The organism is Sporosarcina sp. SG10008, assembly GCF_044569405.1.
GTDB classification, from domain to species: domain Bacteria; phylum Bacillota; class Bacilli; order Bacillales_A; family Planococcaceae; genus Sporosarcina; species Sporosarcina psychrophila.
Window position 1 is genome coordinate 917,394 of record NZ_CP172607.1, and the last position, 18,704, is coordinate 936,097.

Here is an 18,704-nt window from a genome sequence, read left to right on the forward strand (position 1 = left end):
GGGATCAATGCTGAAATGCGTATTTAATGTAAAATGAAAGGAAGATTCACATGATTTATTTTGATAATAGCGCTACAACAGCTCCTGATGAGGGTGTGCTTACATCTTTCATAGAAGTGAACAAGCGCTTTTTTGCGAATCCCGCTTCAATACATCTTGCTGGAAAGGAAGCCGAGGCGCTTCTTGAACGATCGAGAGAACAGATCCTATCGATTCTTGGTGCACATGATGGAGAGCTTTTATTCACATCGGGTGGTACGGAAGCCAATAATTTAGCGGTAATCGGTTTTGCACGTGCTTTGCGTGCTAGAGGCAACCATCTCATCACAACAAAAATTGAACATCCATCTGTTCTTCATTCAATGGGATATTTAGAGACGCAAGGGTTTGAAGTGGATTATTTGTCAGTTGATGAGCAAGGAATGATCTCTGTTGAAGAGTTGAAAAGTAAACTTCGGAAAGATACAATACTTGTCAGTATTATGCATGTCAATAATGAAATCGGTACAATACAGCCAATTGCTGAATGTGCACGCCTCATTAAAGAAAATACAAGAGCACTATTTCATTCGGATGCTGTTCAAAGTTTCGGAAAACTACCCGTTTCGTTAACTGGAGATGGTCCGGACGCAATAACGATTTCAGCCCATAAAATTAATGGCTTGAAAGGTTCGGGCATACTAGCATTAAGAAAAGGAATGGCACCAGAAGCAATTAGTTATGGCGGCGGCCAGGAAAGTGGTATTCGCAACGGTACCGTATCCGTAGCGAATGCAGTGACGATGGCAAAGGCGATACGGATGAGTGCGATAGAAATCGAGCAGAAGGATTTCAGGCAATGGAGAAATCGGCTTATAGGCTTTATCGGGCAATTTGAGAACGTTCGTGTACTTGCCCCTGATAAGGCAGCACCGCATATTTTAGCTGTCGCTTTTTATAAAGTAAAAGGGGAAGTTGCAGTTAATTTCTTTCAAGAAAACGGTATTACAATTTCTACATCTAGCGCTTGTTCATCGAAAAGTGGCACTGCGGGGCATGTAATAGAAGCTATAGGTGTTAATGGGAAATTTAAAAACGGAGTAATCCGTATCAGCTTTGGAAAAAATAATATAGAACAGCATGTAGTGGAATTCGAGCAAGTATTTGCACGGTTCATGGAACTGCTTGGAAGGGGAAATAAGTAATGGAATGGAACGAACTATTGATACGCTATGGAGAGATATCATTAAAGGGACGAAACAGGAATGTATTCGTCAAGAAATTAAGAAACAATATTAAAGATGCTTTGAGTGATTTGAAAACGGTAATCATTAAACCTGAACGTGATCGCATGTTTCTTTTTGCGGAAGACAAAAGCGATATGGAAGAAGCGATAGCTCGTTTGCCACATATTTTCGGCATTCAATCTTTCAGTCCAGTTGCAAAATGTGAAGCGACGCTTGAAGCGATTAAAGAAAAAGCCTTAGAAATCATTGGGGCAAACGAAACAGCTGGAAAAACGTTTAAAGTTGAAGTGAGACGTACAGACAAAAGGTTTCCGCTTGTGACAAACGAGTTGCAGCTAGAAATTGGGTCACATGTGTTACGTAGCTTCCCAGACCTCATTGTGCAAATGAAAAAACCTGATATCGTGCTACTCATTGATATTAGAATAGAAGGAGCTTTCTTAACAGCTAAAGTATATGAAGGTGCAGGCGGTATGCCGGTAGGTTCAAATGGACATTCAATTCTAATGCTTTCAGGTGGTATCGATAGCCCAGTTGCAGGCTATCTTATGATGAAGCGCGGTGTGTCGATTGATGCAATTCACTTTGCCAGTCCGCCATTCACAAGTGATTTGGCTAAAAAGAAAGTGATGGACCTTGCAGAGAAGTTAAGTTCATTCGGAGCAGCAGTTAGGCTTCATATAATACCATTCACTGAAATCCAACAAGCGATTGTCAGTCAAGTACCTGATAATGTTTCAATGACGACAACGCGGAGATTAATGCTTCAAATTGCTGATAAAGTGCGTGAAGAAGAAGGTGCGCTCGCAATTGTAACAGGGGAAAGCCTTGGACAAGTTGCTAGTCAAACGCTCGAAAGCTTAACGGCTATTAACGCTGTGACCTCTTCCCCTATTTTGCGCCCGCTCATTGCAACGGACAAACTGGATATTATAGATATTGCCCAAAAGATTGGCACATACGACATTTCAATTAGACCCTATGAAGATTGCTGCACAATCTTCTCGCCTTCAAACCCGAAAACAAAACCAAAGCTTGAAAAAGTAGCTTATTATGAAAGCTTTACTGATTTCGAGCCAATGATTGAAGAAGCGATTGAAAAACGACTAATCGTTGAACTACCACTTCAACAAAAGGACGACTTCGAAGACCTTCTTTAATGTTAGAATAAATTACTGTTTACATCCACTGTATGAAATTCCGTTTGCGATGCATTCTATACGCACATAGAAGTTAGTACCAAAGTTAAAGGCATCAATTTAAGTGGATTAGGGATAATGGGAACTCAATCAAATTGAAGAACTATATATCGAACAAATAAGTATCTGTATAAACTGTGCGAAGGCATCGTCTAGCGCCTGAGCGAATTCAATGAAATTCTTTATTTCAACCAATATAAAAGCTGCATCGGACATTGTCTGATGCAGCTTTTTGGCTTATATAGTGTAAGCAAAAGAATGGTTGCTTAAACTAATCTTAATTATTTGGCGTTATTTACCACTTATTATTCGCGCATGAATTTTATTAACTTGTGCATTCTAACTGCACAAGGAGGTGATAAACATGGCGAACAACAACAGCGGCAACTCGAATCAGCTAGTAGTTCCAGGCGTAAGACAAGCACTTGATCAAATGAAAAATGAAATTGCAGCAGAATTTGGCGTACAAATGGGGCCAGACGCATCATCGCGTGCCAACGGATCCGTCGGCGGAGAAATTACTAAGCGATTAGTGCGTCAGGCGCAACAACAAATGAATGGCAATAAATAAAGATTTATTCAATGAAAAGATGTTTCGGAACAACTTTTCGCTAATATAGTGTAAGCAAAAATGCAGATGTTTAAACTATTTTATGTAATTGGTGGACATTACCATAACAAATAAATGCATAAAGTTTTATAAACGGCACATTCTATGTGCACAGGAGGTGACAAACATGCCAAACAACAACAGTGGTAATTCAAATCAGTTAGTAGTTCCAGGCGTAAGACAAGCACTGGATCAAATGAAAAATGAAATTGCAGCAGAATTTGGTGTACAAATGGGACCAGATGCATCATCACGTGCTAATGGTTCGGTCGGTGGAGAAATTACAAAACGACTAGTGCGTCAAGCGCAACAACAAATGAGCGGGTACCAAAAATAACTCTTTAACTGTGAGGCTGGTTTAGGTATTATCTAAAACAGCTTTCGCTTATACAGTGTTATCAAAAGTACAGTTGCTTAATCAATTCAAAGTGATTTACAAACTTTACCACCTATAATTTTGCATGAATTTCTGCATCTAGCACATTCTAATTATACAAGGAGGTGGCAATCATGGCGAACAACAACAGCAGCAACAACTCGAATCAGCTATTAGTTCCAGGCGTACGACAAGCATTGGATCAAATGAAAAATGAGATCGCAACAGAATTTGGCGTACAAATGGGACCAGATGCATCAGCGCGTGCCAACGGATCCGTCGGCGGAGAAATTACAAAGCGCTTAGTGCGACAGGCTCAAGAACAGATGAAGGGTCACTAAGAATAATTGTTTAATGAAAAGCTGTTCCGGAATTATTCCGGAACAGCTTTTCATAATTTTTACAAGTATTAGCTAGTAAAGAATGAATTACTCTTAGGTTTATTTAGAAAAGTAAATTAGTTTTGAATTATCGGTACTTTATTTGTATACTTAGATGATACATCTAAGGGGGAATTTGCATGAATCGTGAACAACTGATTGCGCCAGAACAATATAACCTTGTCAGTGAATTTGAAAAGTATGCAACAGGTACAGGAAAAAAAGCGCTAATTTATGTTAATGCAGAAGGAAACAAGAAGGAAATTACATATGATGAATTAATCACTTTAGCGAATAAGGCAGCCAATGTCTTCAAATCGAACGGACTTGAAAAGGGTGATGTCGTTCTTGTCATGGTTCCAAGGCTAATCGAAGCATATGTGACGTATATCGGCGCCCTTAAAGCGGGACTTGTCGTAATCCCGAGTTCAGAAATGTTACGGTCTTCCGATATTGAATATCGATTGGCACATAGTGATGCTAAAGCAATCGTTGCGTTCGATGCGTTTACTGATCAATTTAGCGAAGTAAAAAACATAGGGGATGTCAAGGTATTCGTTGTTGGACAGGCTAAGAAAGATCAACTTTCATTAACCGATCTAATGGAAACTGCATCAACGGCGTTTACAGCACCACAAACGAAAAGTTCGGACATGGCATTTCTATCTTACACATCAGGCACGACGGGGAAACCAAAAGGTGTCGTACATACACACGCTTGGGGGTATGCGCACTTACGGACAACAGGAGCAAGCTGGTTGGGTATCAATGAAGGTGACGTAGTCTGGGCTACTGCTGCACCAGGATGGCAAAAGTGGATTTGGACACCTTTCTTATCCGTAATTGGTAGCGGCGCAACGGGACTTGTATATGACGGGAAGTTTGATGTGACGACTTATTTAGAGTTGATTGGTAAATATCAAGTGAATGTATTATGTTGTACGCCAACGGAATACAGGTTTATGGCGAAGGCCGAAAACCTTGGGGATTTTGATCTTTCTTCTATTCGTAGTGCGGTTTCGGCTGGAGAACCGCTTAACCGTGAAGTAATTGATATATTTGATAAGACTTTTTCGCTTTCAGTAAGAGATGGCTATGGGCAGACGGAAAACACATTACTCGTCGGGACGATGCTAGGTATGGAGGCGCGGAAGGGTTCTATGGGAAAACCGACGCCTGGCAATAAGGTCGACATTATCAATGACGAAGGAAATCCAGCGGTTGTTGGGGAAGTTGGGGATATTGCGGTACACGTATCGACACCTGCGTTATTCAAAGAGTATTTAAAAGATCCGGAACGGACAACAATGCAGTTCCGAGGTGATTATTACGTAACGGGTGATCGTGCAAAAATGGATGAGGATGGTTATTTCTGGTTTGAAGGTCGCGGGGATGACATTATTATTAGTTCCGGCTACACAATTGGACCATTTGAAGTAGAGGATGCATTGACGAAGCATCCCGCAGTCCGTGAATGCGCAGTCGTTGCGAGTCCGGATGAAGTCAGGGGGAATATCGTCAAAGCATTCGTGGTGCTACGTGACCCGGAAAGGAAAAATGAAGAGGGTCTTATTAAAGACTTACAGGATCACGTGAAAAGTTTGACAGCGCCTTATAAATATCCACGTAAAATTGAATTCCTGGATACTTTGCCGAAAACTGCTTCAGGAAAAATCATGCGAATTGAATTAAGGAAAAAAGAACAACTGTAAATCATTCCAGAAAACAAACCGCTTAAAAAGCACGGGTTATTCCGTACTTTTTAAGCGGTTTTTGGTGTTTACGAGTAGGTTGTCAGTATTCTAAATAATCTCATCTTTACGTAGTGAATTAATGGGGCTATACTTAGTTTATTATTTCGGTAATCAAAATATATGGGGGCGTCGTGATGCAAACAGAAAAAAGCGGTGTCCTTTGGGCAATCGGTTCGTATCTTATTTGGGGGATTATGCCGATTTATTGGAAAAGCCTTGAGCATGTCGCAAGTGCTGAAATATTAGTGAGTCGCATCGTGTGGGCATTTGTTCTAACGTTAGTAGTAGTTCTTCTTATGAAAAATGGACGTCATCTTAAGGCGGATATAAAAACCTTGTGGATCTCGCAAAAAGACTTTTGGGCTTTGTTCGCTGCTTCAGCACTTGTTTCAACGAACTGGTTTATCTACATATGGGCAGTGAATCATAACTATATTGTCCAAACAAGTCTTGGTTACTATATTAACCCGCTTATATCGGTACTACTTGGAATCTTTTTCTTGAAAGAAAAGTTGTCAAGAGCACAGCAAGTTGCTTTTTTACTGGCGGCAACAGGAGTCACAATTTTGACGATTTCGTACGGTAAGTTTCCATGGTTGGCATTTACACTGGCAATAACGTTTGCAGTTTACGGTCTTATCAAGAAACAAATTAAGCTAGATGCACTTCGTGGGTTGACAATTGAAACGTTCTTCATTGTTCCGTTTGCTGTCATCTATTATGTGTGGCTATTCATGGAAGGCAATGCAGTGTTCTTACATTCTGACATCAAGACGGACATTTTACTTATCCTAACAGGTATAGCAACGGCTTTACCACTTATTATGTATGCAAAAGGCGTACAAAGAATACCGCTATATATGGCTGGATTTCTTCAATACATAGCCCCAACGATGATGCTGTTTCTCGGAGTTGTTGTGTACAAAGAAACGTTCGGAAAAATTGAGGTATTGTCATTCGCTTTCATTTGGGCAGCATTGTTACTCTTTACGGTATCTAAACTAATTGAAGTGATGAAAATGAAGAAGAGCCTCCTTTAAATTAGGAGGCTACTGAAAAAGGCTATCTTTATATGTTGAAGTAAAGAATTACATCAAACCCGTTCTGGTATTTTGGGGATGTCTAGGCTAAATATATTCATCTGTTCATACATTAACTGAAAAAAAGGAGGATAATATTGATTAATAAAATAGATATTATAAATCCGAAACTTGCTAAGGAGGTATTGAGCGTTCAAATTGCTTCGTATAAGGTAGAGGCGGAGTTGATTGATTTCTATGACATTCCGCCATTAAGGGATTCGGTTAGCACATTGCAACAATGTGGCGAAAATTTCTATGGATGCTATTTAGATGGAGAGTTAAGCGGAGTCATTTCTATAAAGGCAGAAGAGAATCTAATAGATATTCATCGGTTGATGGTGCACCCAAAACATTTTAGAAAAGGAATTGCCAAGAGATTATTAGATTTCATTGAAAGCGTCGGAGAAGGGAATGAAAAACTGATCGTATCAACGGGTTCTAAAAATGCACCAGCAATCTCCTTCTATGAAAAAAATGGATTCATAATAACTGGAGAAACAAAAGTAATGGAAGGTTTATCAATAACTTCATTTGAAAAGAAAATAACTCGATATCGCTAACAGCCTTCTTTCCTAGTAGAGCCATATTGTGAAACCCATCTGATAAGTACACGTCTACTAGTAGAAAGGGGGGATAATATGAAAGAGTTATCAATGCTATTTATTATACTAGGAACTTTACTAGTAGGGAGTTTTCAAAAGGAACAAATAGAAAAAAAAACGGGGTATTTAGATTTAAAAGAAAAAAGTGGAATAGCTATATTCAGTAAAGCGGTGAGTGATTCGACCAGCGAACTAGGAATTGTTAATATGGTAAATCCGTCGTATAGATTCGACCTTGGTGAAGAATCATATTCCCTTTGGATTTCAGAAGACAATGGAACAATAATGAATACAAAAGACACTCATACTATTTACAGACTTTCAACTAGCTCAGTTCAAGAGGTTAATGGGTTTGTTAATAGAGATTAAACCTTCTTCAACGAACGAAGCAGTTAGTTGAAGAAGGTTAACCAAGCATTCTGCCGATGAATATAATGAAAGTTAATACGATTGAAAAAACTGACATGAAAATTATAGTAAATATACCTCTTGCCATTGCCTTCCATTCCCTTACATCCTTTAACCCGATGACTCCAAGAAAAAATGTTATCACTGTTATGCCTAAGACAATATCTAATGGAAAAAGCCCTATGATTTTTGTGGTAAAACTAAAAAAATCCGCAGACGATATTGCGATTAAAAACAGAGGAATACAAAGTAAAGAAAGTATAAAGGACAATGAATTAATAGTTATTTCCATTCCATTCCACTCCCTTCTAAAAATCCTATTCAATTTTAATAAATCTTCACGTACATATCCTTTACTTTTTTAGAGCTTAGAGCTCATCTATATGATAAAACAGGATTAAAAAATATAGTATATATGTTGAATTAAAGAATCTCATTGAATCTGCTATGGTGCTCAATAATGAGAGAGTTGTAATTCGGTGTGTGGATTGTAGAACGCTTGGCGCTCTGGGGATGCCTCTCGCTGTAAGACTGGATTAGCGCTTCGCATCCAGTCTTACGACTTCGGCGACCCCTTTGCCGCGCCTGCGCTAGGGTGTTCATTATAGAGAGAAATATGATTTTGAGATGTATATGCTGAGATTATAATGTGATTACTTTTTGCTACTCATTCTATTCAAGAAAGACACACTACAGGTTGCATATTTCATCCCTGAAAATGAAATGCGCTATCTCACATAGACCATCTAGCAAAGGCGCGTCTTCGTGGTAGCCGGAGCGATAAGACTGAAAGTGGTCTTCTTTCTGGCTTATCGCGGGAGGCATCCACAAAGCGTCGAAGCGGTATTCGTAGGATTTTTATTTCATTCCAATTATTGTTTTTTTCAGTAGCCTTTCAAAAGCCCTTGTAAAGCGCATACGTTGTATTCATTTGTTCAACATATATAGAGCTAGGGATAAGTGAGTTAATAATGCCGAAATACTTTAAAACATATTTTTTAAATTTTTATGGAGAAATCAGGTTATGGAGATAGGGTAATGCCATAAAATGAAAGAATTAGGAGTAAGTACATACTTAAGACGAAGATAAATCATGATTGTTCCATCGCGCTCCAATTTCATAAGTACACGAAGTGCTAAAGCTTTTTGGGACGAAAGAATAGAGGGGCATAGACCTGGATAAAAGCTGCCAAAGATGTTATTTTGGCGGCTGAAACTGTCTTTAGGGTTTTCTCTTTTTTACTAGTAAAGAAGTGTCAATTTCTATATGGTATCACATGATTACATGCTTACTCTTTTGCTAATAGTAAGCAATATAACGTGCAAGAGTGCCAGAAATTGCATCTTCGGACACTTACAATCCCTATAGAAAGTCATCTATTCTTTTCTTTCAAAACAACTGTATTTTTCACTTGAACATTGTAGGAACGCGACAGGCAACTATTCACAACATGATGACCCAAAAAAAGTGTGGCTAGAAGTGACGGAGTCACTTCTAGCCACACATGCCTCACGGTAAAACTGTCGTGATTAGTTCGCCGAAAGCGAACCGGAAATGGTCCAGTGAAAATGGGTTTTTCCAAGCCTTAATACCAGTATTTTATGCAAATAAATGGTTAATCAACAGACGTAATTGTAGATTGAAAGGTTCTTACTAAAGTAGTTGAGCTTTTCAATGTTGAAATCATATGTATTGCTATAAAACGGTAATCGACAGGCGGTGTTGCTTTTCTTTTATAAATAAATTCGCTGCACTTTCTCCCAGAAGGAGTTATTTTTCAGTTTCACAGTTTTCACAGTTTTATCGCTTAATCTAATTTCCACACTTTCAACTTGGCGAATCCCCAGCGCTTCATTGTCAGCAGCAACTAAAGGGAAAACGTTGCCATCCTGATGAACTTTTAGTTGGAATTTACGTTCGCCACTCATTATGAAGGACGAGCCAAGTGTTCTGTATTTATTATTGTTTACGGAAGCAAGCTCAGTCACTTGGAAACACCGAAGTAGTGGATCAACGACCGCTCCATTGACAGACTTATTGTAAGCAGTACTGCCAGTCGGTGTGGAAATTATTAGACCATCACCGAGGAATGTTTCGAATAATTTATCATCTATAATGACATCCAGGACGAATGTCCGAATGATATTCGAGCGAATACTGAATTCATTTAGGCAATAGAATGGTTGGTGATCATCAATCTTTACTTCGATAAGTGGATACTTTCTCACTTCAAGACCTTCTTTACGAATGGTCTGCGTCATTTCGTAAAGATTGTTATAATGAAAATCACAATAAAGTCCGGGTTTACCTGTTAAAGAAATACCTGCATATAAACAATCCTGTCGGAAACCGGTTTTTCGAACCGCTTGTAAAAAAGAACCATCGCTACCGATGCTGATGATAATATTTGCATCTTTATCGTTGTCGGTCATTGTAAAACCCTCATGAATCAACGCATCTGCCACTTTGGATTTTTTATCAAGTGAATCTTCATCATGTTTACTGTAAATAAAAATATTCATTCGATCTGTCATTACACAAAGCCCCCTCTGAATAAGTTATACTGATTTTACCACGTGGTGAAACATTTTGGTGTGTCCGAACGTATAAGTTAATGGAATGAAAAAGGAGGAATTTGAAATGACAATTAAACGATGGATTGCAATCATCGTAGCTGCAGCACTTGTTTTTGTGTCAATAGGCATAAATTCACTATCGTACATATTTACGAGAGATTTCAACGGATTCTTTGAAGACATGATGGCAACTTCATCTTCGGGGTATGAGGAAGCGATTATTGAGGAAGGAACGGGTAAGGATAAAATCGCTGTTCTTTCTCTTGATGGGGTTATTCAGGACTTAGGGGATACGTCATCCCTTTTCCAATCTGCAGGTTATAATCATCAGTATTTCATGAATCAGTTGTCTGAAATTCTTGAAGATACTAATGTAAAAGGCGTTGTGCTTGAAGTGAATTCACCAGGTGGCGGAGTCGTTGAATCAGCGGACATTTATGATGCTCTCCGTATGATTCAAGTAGAAAGAGAGATTCCGCTGTATGTTTCGATGGGCGGAATGGCTGCTTCAGGCGGTTATTATGTATCAGCTCCAGCTGATAAGATATTTGTTAATCGTGAAACGATTACAGGTTCAATCGGTGTCATTATGGAAAGTGTTAACTATGCGAAACTTGCTGAGAAATACGGCATTGATTTTAACACGATTAAAACAGGTCCATATAAAGATATTATGAGTGGATCTCGTGAGATGAAAGATGAAGAACGCGTAATGCTTCAAGAAATGATAAATGATTCCTACGAACGCTTTGTTGATATTATCGAAGAAGGTCGCGGCATGACAGAGGCTGAAGTGAAAAAAGTAGCTGATGGCCGTATCATGAATGGGCGTCAGGCAATCGAAGCTGGGCTTGCAGATGAATTCGGCAAGGCGGGTGATGTTATTGCTGCCATGAAAGAAGATTATAATCTTCAAGATGCCACAGTCTTTGAGTATACGTCCCTTGATAGCTGGACTTCAATACTCGGCGTGAAAGCAGGAAATATGTTTGGCGGTAATATTGAGTCTGAACTAATCGGTAAGTTATTAAACGATTATAATGCACCACGGATGATGTATTTGTATGGTGAAAAATAAGGAGGGCTAGCGAATGTCGGAACACATCGAACAACAACCGGATCTGACGGGGAATTCCACTGCTGCGACGCCTATTCCAGATTACGAGACTATTCAAACTGAACATTATCGGGCGAAGTATGCGGGTTTCTGGACGCGACTATGGGCATATACAATCGATCTTCTTGTTTTATCAGCAATAAGCGGGATTATCATTAAACCGATTTTTCGAGTTGCAGGTTGGGAGATTACAAATCCCTCATTCTTCTTCTTCAGCACCTATAAAGTTACTATCCTTATTTTGATGTTACTTTACTTTGCGCTTATGACGAAGTATTTACAGCAAACAGTAGGGAAGATGATCATGGGCATAAGAGTAGTGGCTAAAGACGAGGGTAAGCTTACGTGGGGGTCTGTCATATTCCGCGAAGTCATCGGAAGATTCATATCCAAAATGTTGGTCATCCCTTATCTGCTGGTCCTATTTATGCCTAGAAAAGAAGCATTGCATGACTTATTCGCCGATACTGTTGTTGAACATGAGCATTCTTATGAAAAAGAGATGGTTGTAGATTACCGTAAACGGATTGAGGGACAACAGTTGCAAGACGGTACTATCATTTAGTAAGATAGACTTAGAAGAGGAGGCGTCTTAATGGCTAACGTTACATTCAAGAACAACCCTGTTACATTGCTTGGAAAAGAAGTTGCAGTAGGTGATACTGCGCAAGATTTTACAGCACTTGCGAACGATTTGAGTCCGGTGACACTTGCCGATTCAAAAGGGAAAATCAGGTTAATCAGTGTGATTCCTTCAATTGATACGGGTGTCTGTTCAACACAGACGCGTAAATTTAACGAAGAGGCTGCTTCTCTTGGGGATGACGTTCAAGTATTGACGATTTCTGCCGATCTTCCTTTTGCACAAGCGAGATGGTGTGCTGCTGAAGGTATTGCAAATCTACAGACATTATCCGATCATCGCGATTTATCATTTGGAGAAGCGTACGGCGTCGTAATGAAAGAACTTCGCTTGCTTGCACGTTCTGTCTTCGTTATCGATAAAGATGATAAAGTGACGTATGTTGAGTATGTCGGCGAAGGTACAGACCATCCTAACTATGAACAAGCAATCTTAGCGGTAAAAGAATTAACGAAGTAACTAAAAAATACTAATGAAAACCCACTCGGAAACGGGTGGGTTTTGTGAGTTGAGGGATAACTAAATGACAACTAATACAGAAAAAATATTTTCATTCATTGATGCATATGCAGAATCTACAGAAGTACTTTACCTGGAAGCAACCATTGATATTTGTCAAAAATGGCTTTCAGGAGAATCGCAACCTGCGGTATCAGAAACAGTAACTAAAGAGGATATCCGTAGAGGTATCCAGCTTGCAGTCCTGAAGGGGATGAAGCAAAATGTACAGCCTAACCACCAGATGACTCCTGATTCAATCGGAATGCTCATTGGACATATTGCTGGAAAATTGGCGATAGGTGAACAAGGTATTACACTTCTTGACCCTGCAGCTGGTACAGGAAATCTTCTCTATACGGTCATGAACACAATTGAGAACGATGTCACTGCGACAGCAATAGAAATTGATGATTTGTTAGTGAGATTGTCCGCTGTTACTGCGGAATTACTTGAGCACCCTGTCACATTCTATGTGCAGGATGCATTGCGACCGTTATTTGTCGATCCAGTCGACATCACCATAAGCGATTTACCTGTCGGATTTTATCCTGATGATGAAAATGCACTCAATTATGAATTGATGCCTGCAGAGGGGCATGCTTATGCACATCATCTGTTCATTGAACAATCAATGAAGCATACGAAACCAGGTGGGCACGGTGTATTCATCATACCTGCAAATTTGTTTGAGTCCGATCAATCGCCTACATTGCATCCCTATTTGAAAAAACAAACGAATATCCGGGCAATTATTCAGTTACCTGATTCGTTATTTAAAAATGTAGCGCATGCAAAAAGTATATTAATCTTACAAAAACCTTTACCAGAAGCAAAAGTGACACATGATGTTCTTCTTGCTAAAGTTCCTAATATGACTGATAAGCATGCCATGGCCCTGTTTCTTCAGAAAATCGATATTTGGGCTACTGAATAAAGCTGGAATCTAGACTTACTCGGTAGCTGTGTGTTTAGAATTGCTTGGTAAAGAAATATGTGTAAAAGGAGCGCTTTATATGCGGAACATTTTAGCGATAAACGCTGGAAGTTCGTCCTTGAAGTTTCAACTTCTCCAGATGCCAGAAGAGCACGTAATAGCAAAGGGACAAATTGACAGAATAGGTCATTCAGAATCGATTTTCAACATGAAGTTCGAACAACGCAGGGTAGAAAAGGGTCAAGATATCCAGAATCATACCGAAGCTGTAGCTATGCTTCTTAAGATGCTGATTAGTGAAGGAGTCGTTCGATCATTCGATGAAATTGATGGGATCGGTCACCGTGTTGTACACGGTGGCGAAGTTTTCAGCGGTTCCGTACTCATCAATGATGAGATACTTGCAACGCTTGAGGGACTATCAAACCTTGCGCCACTCCATAATCCCGCAAACATTGTTGGCATTAAGGAGTTTAGTAAAGCATTGCCTAATGTGCCTGCTGTTGCGGTTTTTGATACGGCGTTTCATCAGACGATGCCGGAAAGTTCTTTTCTTTATCCGTTACCCTACGAGTATTATGAAAAATATGGCATCCGAAAATACGGTTTCCACGGTACAAGCCATAAGTATGTAACGGAACGTGCTGCGGAATTATTAAATCGTCCACTTGAAGATACACGTCTTATTTCCTGCCATTTGGGAAATGGTGCAAGTATAGCTGCTGTTGAAGGTGGGAAATCACTCGATACGTCGATGGGTTTTACCCCTCTTGCGGGGGTGACAATGGGGACGCGTTCAGGAAATATCGATCCGGCACTCATCCCATATATTATGGAGCAGACGGGAAAGACGGTCGAAGAAGTCCTAGACGTTTTGAATAAACAATCGGGAATGCTTGCTATTTCAGGGTTTTCAAGCGATTTACGTGACATTGAAATCGAGGCTTCAAAAGGGAATGCGCGTGCACAGCTGGCTCTAGATGTCTTCGCAGATCGAATTCATAAATACATTGGTTCGTATGCGGCAAGGATGGGCGGAGTGGATGCGATTATCTTTACAGCCGGAATCGGTGAAAATAGTGATGTCATTCGTAAGAAAGTGTTAGAAGGTCTTGAATTTATGGGGGTCTATGTTGATCCGGATTTGAATACTATCAGGGGTAAGGAAGTGCATATCAGCTTTCCGTACTCTCCCGTTAAGGTGTTAGTAATCCCGACGAATGAAGAAGTAATGATTGCACGTGATACGATGCGTGTTGCGAAGTTATAAAACATCCAATTGAGTGTTAGATAATAAAAGAGTTGCCCAGGGAAATAATGGGCAACTCTTTTTTGAAAAGATAAGAAGATATAAGTTTTGACTTAGCACTTTGTCTAGAAGGCGCCTTGCGCTTTTCGTATTATAATGCTTCAGGTGTACGAATGACGAGGACGTCACATTTTGCAGAACGGACGATGTTTTCGGATACACTACCGATTAGGAAACGTTCGACCGCATTCAAGCCAGTTGCACCACAAATGATAAGGTCTGCATTTAGTTTTTTAGAAATATCTTTCGAAATCATTGTTTTTGGTGACCCATATTCTACTATGACATTAACGCGTTGCAAGCCAGCTTTCTCGGCTTCCAATTTATAGTCGTTTAACAATTCTTCTGCGAACTTTTGTGCTCTTTCGGCAATCGACCGATCATAAGCTTCGACCGCAGCATATGAACGTGTGTCGATGATGTTAATCAAGTTTAATGTAGCCTCGTTTCTATCGGCAATTGCCACCGCTTTTTTGAAAGCCCACTCTGATTCCTTTGATCCGTCGACAGCAACAAGAATTTGTTTGTATACTAATGTCATTTAATTTCACTCCATTCTTTAAATAGGTATACTTACTTACTTCGATAAAAAGGATGAAAAACCTTTTAATAATAAAGAATAAAGTGACGAATAGTTTTAGTTTCGACAAAAATGTCACATTTTCGAATTAAGAGTAAAAAATTTCTCGAATAATAAGACTTTTGAGTAATAGAGTATTCTGCGAATTGATAAAATACAGCATAAATCCTTACTATCTGATAATATTAAAAATAGATTGGCCTGGATGAAAGATTTTCGAATGGTCAACTAACTAAATGTTATCTTTAGGAGGAATCGCAATGATTATTGGTGTCCCAAAAGAAGTGAAAAACAACGAAAACCGTGTCGCTATGACACCTGCAGGGGTTTTTAACTTAAAGTCGGCAGGTCATGAAGTTATCATTGAAAAAGGTGCAGGTCTAGGTTCAAGTTTTACGGACGAGGATTATACTGCAGCAGGCGCTAAAATCGTTGCAACTGCAGAAGAAGCATGGAATGTAAATATGGTTATGAAAGTAAAAGAACCGGTTGCCGCTGAGTATGGTTATTTCAGTGAAGGGCTTATCTTGTTCACTTACTTGCACCTTGCCCCTGAAGTAGAATTAACAAAAGCACTTCTTGACAATAAAGTTGTAGGAATCGCTTACGAAACAGTACAGCTTCCAAATAACTCGTTGCCTCTTCTAGCTCCTATGAGTGAAGTTGCAGGCCGCATGGCTACACAAATTGGTGCACAATACTTACAACAAACAAATGGTGGTAAAGGTATTCTATTGAGTGGCGTACCGGGCGTTTCACGTGGTCACGTAACTGTTATTGGTGGTGGGCAAGCTGGAACAAATGCTGCTCGTATTGCGGTTGGTATGGGTGCGAAAGTAACTGTTCTTGACTTGTCAGTCGATCGTCTGCGTCAATTAGACGAAATCTTCGGCAATGATATTCAGACACTTGTTTCAAATCCATTCAACATTGCTGAATCAGTAAAAAATGCAGACCTTGTTATCGGGGCGGTCTTAATCCCAGGAGCGAGAGCGCCGAAACTTGTTTCAGAGGAAATGGTTAAATCAATGAAACCTGGATCTGTTCTTGTAGACATTGCAATTGACCAAGGTGGTATTTTTGCGACATCGGATCGTGTAACGACTCATGATGAGCCAACCTATGTGAAACATGGTGTTGTTCACTACGCGGTAGCGAATATGCCAGGTGCAGTTCCACAAACTTCAACAACTGCATTAACGAACGTTACAGTTCCTTATGCACTTCAAATTGCGAATAAAGGCTACAAACAAGCTTGTTTAGACAACGTTCCTCTTCAAAAAGGTATCAACACAATGGAAGGGCATGTTACGTATAGAGCTGTAGCAGATGCTCAAGGTGTTGAGTATGTATCCGCTGAAACACTTTTGAATCAATAATGTTTAACTTGATTCAGCAGAAGTCCCTGCTGATATAAAAAGGCTGTCCACACTTGTTAGAGTGTGGACAGCCTTTTCTAATTATGGTTGAATAATCTGTAATTCTTTAGGGAACTTGGTTAATACTTCGACGCCATCAGCTGTAACGACAACATCATCTTCAATCCGTACACCCGTAACTGCTGGATTATAAATACCTGGCTCAATTGTGAAGACCATACCTTCCACAAGGGCAAATTCGTTTGTACCAGTCATGGATGGGAACTCGTGAACTGAAATTCCAAGTCCGTGACCGATACGGTGTGTGAAGTATTCACCGTAACCCGCTTGATCAATCACATCACGCGCAGCTTTATCAATTTCCATAGCCTTGACGCCGGGACGAACCAAATCAACAGCAGCCTGCTCCGCTTTTCTTACCGTTTCATAAATTTCACGCATTGCATCCGTTGGTTCACCGAACGCAACTGTGCGTGTAATATCTGAACAGTAGCCGTTATAAACGACGCCTAGGTCAAAGAGGATGAAGTCGCCTTTTTGGATTTTACGATCTCCAGGTGTACCGTGTGGAGATGCTGTTTTCGGGCCAGAAAGAACCATCGTATCGAACGACATTTTCTGAACTCCTTTTTTCTTCATTTCAAACTCAATTGCCATAAGAATCTCAAGTTCAGTTTTTCCTTCAGCGATTTCTCTGCAACCAACTTCAATAGCGTAATCAGCCAGTTCAGCGGCTTTACGTAAATTATTTAGTTCATCTTCGCTTTTGATGTTACGCATGCCGTTTAGCTGTTCGTCAAGGCGAACAAATTTAGCGCCAGTAAACAGTTCATTCATCCGCTCAAGACGCTCCACTGTCAAATGAGATTTCTCAATTGCGATTGAAGCAGGGAGTTCTCCACGTTTACGGACAGCCTCCATTACGATAACCCAAGCATCATCTGTATCTTCGTGACCAACAGCGTCATAGGACCAGCCCGCTGTTTTTACGTCAGGTACTTCCATCAAGGGACAAATTACAAATGGTTCTGCATCTTTAAATACCATTACGCCAAGAAGACGTTCATGCGGGTCACTCTGGAATCCAGATACGTAAAATACGTTATCTGGTGTAGTGATAAATGCCGCGTCCAAGTTTTCTTTCTGTAAAAACTGTTGTATTTCTTTAACTTTACTCAATTCAATGACCTCCTCTAATATACTTCTATCATAACAAAAAAGAGGGTTTTCAGGTTGTATAACGAAAATTGTTTAATAAGATAAGAAAATGGAGGAGATTATTCAATGCAAATATCATACCACGGTCATTCAATTGTGAAAATAAAAACAGGCAACTGCACAATTCTCATTGACCCGTTCATTACAGGAAATAAGCTTACAGATCTTGAAGTTGGAAACGAAAAACCGGATATTATTTTACTGACGCATGGACATAATGATCATGTTGGAGATACGGTGGCAATTGCAAAGGCGAGCGATGCACTAGTTATAGCACCAAATGAACTTGCCGTTTACTTGGGTTGGCAGGGAATAAGAACACATGGCATGAATATTGGAGGTGCCTGTAAATTTGAATTCGGTACAGTAAAATATACGCAAGCATTTCATAGTTCTTCTTACACAACAGAGACCAATGACATCATTTATACAGGTATGCCAGCAGGTATTTTAGTAATGGTGGAAGAGAAAACAATTTATCATGCTGGGGATACGGCAATTTTTAGCGATATGGAGATGATTGGTAAGCGTCATCCAATCGATGTCGCATTTGTTCCAATAGGTGATAATTTTACAATGGGCCCTGAAGATGCTGCATGCGCAGTCAAGTTGCTCAATCCGCAACTAGCTGTACCAATCCATTTCAATACATTTCCGCCGATTGAGCAAGACCCCGAAACATTCAAAGCGCTAGTGGAAGGACATGAAGTGAAAATAATGATAGCGGGAGAAGTTTTTGAATTATAAAAGAGCTATGCGAAAGTTTTTTGAAATAGCTTATCTATTGCGTCCAGGCGCCCGGTTAGCGC

At 39.9% G+C, this 18,704-nt stretch carries 20 protein-coding genes; 17 read left to right on the forward strand and 3 right to left on the reverse strand.

The window, feature by feature from the left end; translation table 11 throughout:
- Positions 1 to 50 precede the first annotated feature (50 nt).
- The 10 genes from ACGLYD_RS04545 to ACGLYD_RS04590 all read left to right on the forward strand — a co-directional run bounded on the left by ACGLYD_RS04545 (position 51) and on the right by ACGLYD_RS04590 (position 8,002).
- The gene (locus tag ACGLYD_RS04545; RefSeq protein WP_067207557.1) at positions 51 to 1,184 is read left to right on the forward strand and encodes a cysteine desulfurase family protein; all 1,134 of its coding nucleotides are present in this window, start codon (positions 51 to 53) and stop codon (positions 1,182 to 1,184) included.
- Positions 1,184 to 2,386: a tRNA uracil 4-sulfurtransferase ThiI gene (thiI, locus tag ACGLYD_RS04550; RefSeq protein WP_067207559.1), complete on the forward strand. Its 1,203-nt coding sequence runs from the start codon at positions 1,184 to 1,186 to the stop codon at positions 2,384 to 2,386. The genes ACGLYD_RS04545 and thiI overlap by 1 nt, the downstream gene beginning before the upstream one ends.
- A 403-nt stretch (positions 2,387 to 2,789) precedes the next feature.
- Positions 2,790 to 2,996 carry an alpha/beta-type small acid-soluble spore protein gene (locus tag ACGLYD_RS04555; RefSeq protein ID WP_067207561.1) on the forward strand — a complete coding sequence of 69 codons (207 nt, stop codon included), beginning with the start codon at positions 2,790 to 2,792 and terminating at the stop codon, positions 2,994 to 2,996.
- A 166-nt stretch (positions 2,997 to 3,162) separates the two neighbouring features.
- A complete protein-coding gene (locus ACGLYD_RS04560; protein ID WP_067207564.1) occupies positions 3,163 to 3,372 on the forward strand; it encodes an alpha/beta-type small acid-soluble spore protein in 210 nt (69 codons plus the stop codon).
- Positions 3,373 to 3,545: 173 nt separating this feature from the next.
- Complete coding sequence (locus ACGLYD_RS04565) at positions 3,546 to 3,752, forward strand: alpha/beta-type small acid-soluble spore protein (RefSeq protein ID WP_067207567.1); 207 nt, start codon at positions 3,546 to 3,548, stop codon at positions 3,750 to 3,752.
- A 179-nt stretch (positions 3,753 to 3,931) separates the two neighbouring features.
- Positions 3,932 to 5,503, forward strand: a complete 1,572-nt coding sequence (gene mbcS, locus ACGLYD_RS04570) for an acyl-CoA synthetase MbcS (RefSeq protein WP_067207570.1) — start codon at positions 3,932 to 3,934, stop codon at positions 5,501 to 5,503.
- Between the two features lie 176 nt (positions 5,504 to 5,679).
- Positions 5,680 to 6,585 carry an EamA family transporter RarD gene (rarD, locus tag ACGLYD_RS04575; protein WP_067207573.1) on the forward strand — a complete coding sequence of 302 codons (906 nt, stop codon included), beginning with the start codon at positions 5,680 to 5,682 and terminating at the stop codon, positions 6,583 to 6,585.
- Between the two features lie 137 nt (positions 6,586 to 6,722).
- On the forward strand, positions 6,723 to 7,187 hold the full coding sequence (locus ACGLYD_RS04580) for an N-acetyltransferase (RefSeq protein WP_067207576.1): 465 nt from the start codon (positions 6,723 to 6,725) through the stop codon (positions 7,185 to 7,187).
- Between the two features lie 78 nt (positions 7,188 to 7,265).
- Positions 7,266 to 7,598, forward strand: a complete 333-nt coding sequence (locus ACGLYD_RS04585; protein ID WP_067207578.1) for a hypothetical protein — start codon at positions 7,266 to 7,268, stop codon at positions 7,596 to 7,598.
- 65 nt (positions 7,599 to 7,663) lie between these two features.
- On the forward strand, positions 7,664 to 8,002 hold the full coding sequence (locus ACGLYD_RS04590; protein WP_067207580.1) for a hypothetical protein: 339 nt from the start codon (positions 7,664 to 7,666) through the stop codon (positions 8,000 to 8,002).
- 1,369 nt (positions 8,003 to 9,371) lie between these two features.
- On the opposite strand, the gene ACGLYD_RS04595 is transcribed toward ACGLYD_RS04590, so the two are convergent.
- Positions 9,372 to 10,172 carry an NAD kinase gene (locus tag ACGLYD_RS04595; protein ID WP_067207583.1) on the reverse strand — a complete coding sequence of 267 codons (801 nt, stop codon included), beginning with the start codon at positions 10,170 to 10,172 and terminating at the stop codon, positions 9,372 to 9,374.
- A 106-nt stretch (positions 10,173 to 10,278) separates the two neighbouring features.
- Between ACGLYD_RS04595 and sppA the strand changes: the two genes are divergently transcribed.
- The 5 genes from sppA (at position 10,279) to ACGLYD_RS04620 (ending at position 14,679) form a co-directional block, all read left to right on the forward strand.
- Complete coding sequence (gene sppA, locus ACGLYD_RS04600; protein WP_067207586.1) at positions 10,279 to 11,292, forward strand: signal peptide peptidase SppA; 1,014 nt, start codon at positions 10,279 to 10,281, stop codon at positions 11,290 to 11,292.
- A 13-nt stretch (positions 11,293 to 11,305) separates the two neighbouring features.
- Complete coding sequence (locus tag ACGLYD_RS04605; RefSeq protein WP_082786520.1) at positions 11,306 to 11,896, forward strand: RDD family protein; 591 nt, start codon at positions 11,306 to 11,308, stop codon at positions 11,894 to 11,896.
- Between the two features lie 30 nt (positions 11,897 to 11,926).
- Positions 11,927 to 12,433, forward strand: coding sequence for a thiol peroxidase (gene tpx, locus ACGLYD_RS04610; protein ID WP_067207588.1), 507 nt, complete (start codon positions 11,927 to 11,929; stop codon positions 12,431 to 12,433).
- Between the two features lie 64 nt (positions 12,434 to 12,497).
- Entirely contained in the window at positions 12,498 to 13,409 is a 912-nt protein-coding gene (locus ACGLYD_RS04615) for a class I SAM-dependent methyltransferase (RefSeq protein WP_067207591.1), read from the forward strand.
- 79 nt (positions 13,410 to 13,488) lie between these two features.
- Positions 13,489 to 14,679 (forward strand): acetate kinase, encoded by a 1,191-nt coding sequence (locus ACGLYD_RS04620; RefSeq protein ID WP_067207594.1) that lies wholly within the window; start codon positions 13,489 to 13,491, stop codon positions 14,677 to 14,679.
- A gap of 130 nt (positions 14,680 to 14,809) precedes the next feature.
- Here ACGLYD_RS04620 and ACGLYD_RS04625 read toward each other — a convergent pair whose 3' ends face one another.
- On the reverse strand, positions 14,810 to 15,259 hold the full coding sequence (locus tag ACGLYD_RS04625) for a universal stress protein (protein WP_067207597.1): 450 nt from the start codon (positions 15,257 to 15,259) through the stop codon (positions 14,810 to 14,812).
- A 299-nt stretch (positions 15,260 to 15,558) separates the two neighbouring features.
- Between ACGLYD_RS04625 and ald the strand changes: the two genes are divergently transcribed.
- Positions 15,559 to 16,677, forward strand: coding sequence for an alanine dehydrogenase (gene ald / locus ACGLYD_RS04630; RefSeq protein ID WP_067207599.1), 1,119 nt, complete (start codon positions 15,559 to 15,561; stop codon positions 16,675 to 16,677).
- Positions 16,678 to 16,758: 81 nt separating this feature from the next.
- On the opposite strand, the gene ACGLYD_RS04635 is transcribed toward ald, so the two are convergent.
- Entirely contained in the window at positions 16,759 to 17,856 is a 1,098-nt protein-coding gene (locus tag ACGLYD_RS04635; RefSeq protein ID WP_338652903.1) for a Xaa-Pro peptidase family protein, read from the reverse strand.
- Positions 17,857 to 17,961: 105 nt separating this feature from the next.
- On the opposite strand from ACGLYD_RS04635, the gene ACGLYD_RS04640 reads away from it, so the two are divergent.
- Positions 17,962 to 18,642: a metal-dependent hydrolase gene (locus tag ACGLYD_RS04640; protein WP_067207604.1), complete on the forward strand. Its 681-nt coding sequence runs from the start codon at positions 17,962 to 17,964 to the stop codon at positions 18,640 to 18,642.
- Positions 18,643 to 18,704 lie beyond the last annotated feature (62 nt).

What these genes read in the sequence shown, in the direction of transcription:
- ACGLYD_RS04590 (WP_067207580.1), top strand. Translation starts at nt 7,664, where the DNA reads ATGAAAGTTAATACGATTGAAAAAACTGACATGAAAATTATAGTAAAT.
- thiI (WP_067207559.1), top strand. Translation starts at nt 1,184, where the DNA reads ATGGAATGGAACGAACTATTGATACGCTATGGAGAGATATCATTAAAG.
- ACGLYD_RS04555 (WP_067207561.1), top strand. Translation starts at nt 2,790, where the DNA reads ATGGCGAACAACAACAGCGGCAACTCGAATCAGCTAGTAGTTCCAGGC.
- ACGLYD_RS04545 (WP_067207557.1), top strand. Translation starts at nt 51, where the DNA reads ATGATTTATTTTGATAATAGCGCTACAACAGCTCCTGATGAGGGTGTG.
- ACGLYD_RS04560 (WP_067207564.1), top strand. Translation starts at nt 3,163, where the DNA reads ATGCCAAACAACAACAGTGGTAATTCAAATCAGTTAGTAGTTCCAGGC.
- ACGLYD_RS04595 (WP_067207583.1), bottom strand. Translation starts at nt 10,172, where the DNA reads ATGACAGATCGAATGAATATTTTTATTTACAGTAAACATGATGAAGAT.
- tpx (WP_067207588.1), top strand. Translation starts at nt 11,927, where the DNA reads ATGGCTAACGTTACATTCAAGAACAACCCTGTTACATTGCTTGGAAAA.
- ACGLYD_RS04640 (WP_067207604.1), top strand. Translation starts at nt 17,962, where the DNA reads ATGCAAATATCATACCACGGTCATTCAATTGTGAAAATAAAAACAGGC.
- ACGLYD_RS04625 (WP_067207597.1), bottom strand. Translation starts at nt 15,259, where the DNA reads ATGACATTAGTATACAAACAAATTCTTGTTGCTGTCGACGGATCAAAG.
- ACGLYD_RS04615 (WP_067207591.1), top strand. Translation starts at nt 12,498, where the DNA reads ATGACAACTAATACAGAAAAAATATTTTCATTCATTGATGCATATGCA.
- ACGLYD_RS04620 (WP_067207594.1), top strand. Translation starts at nt 13,489, where the DNA reads ATGCGGAACATTTTAGCGATAAACGCTGGAAGTTCGTCCTTGAAGTTT.
- ald (WP_067207599.1), top strand. Translation starts at nt 15,559, where the DNA reads ATGATTATTGGTGTCCCAAAAGAAGTGAAAAACAACGAAAACCGTGTC.
- ACGLYD_RS04585 (WP_067207578.1), top strand. Translation starts at nt 7,266, where the DNA reads ATGAAAGAGTTATCAATGCTATTTATTATACTAGGAACTTTACTAGTA.
- sppA (WP_067207586.1), top strand. Translation starts at nt 10,279, where the DNA reads ATGACAATTAAACGATGGATTGCAATCATCGTAGCTGCAGCACTTGTT.
- rarD (WP_067207573.1), top strand. Translation starts at nt 5,680, where the DNA reads ATGCAAACAGAAAAAAGCGGTGTCCTTTGGGCAATCGGTTCGTATCTT.
- ACGLYD_RS04605 (WP_082786520.1), top strand. Translation starts at nt 11,306, where the DNA reads ATGTCGGAACACATCGAACAACAACCGGATCTGACGGGGAATTCCACT.
- mbcS (WP_067207570.1), top strand. Translation starts at nt 3,932, where the DNA reads ATGAATCGTGAACAACTGATTGCGCCAGAACAATATAACCTTGTCAGT.
- ACGLYD_RS04565 (WP_067207567.1), top strand. Translation starts at nt 3,546, where the DNA reads ATGGCGAACAACAACAGCAGCAACAACTCGAATCAGCTATTAGTTCCA.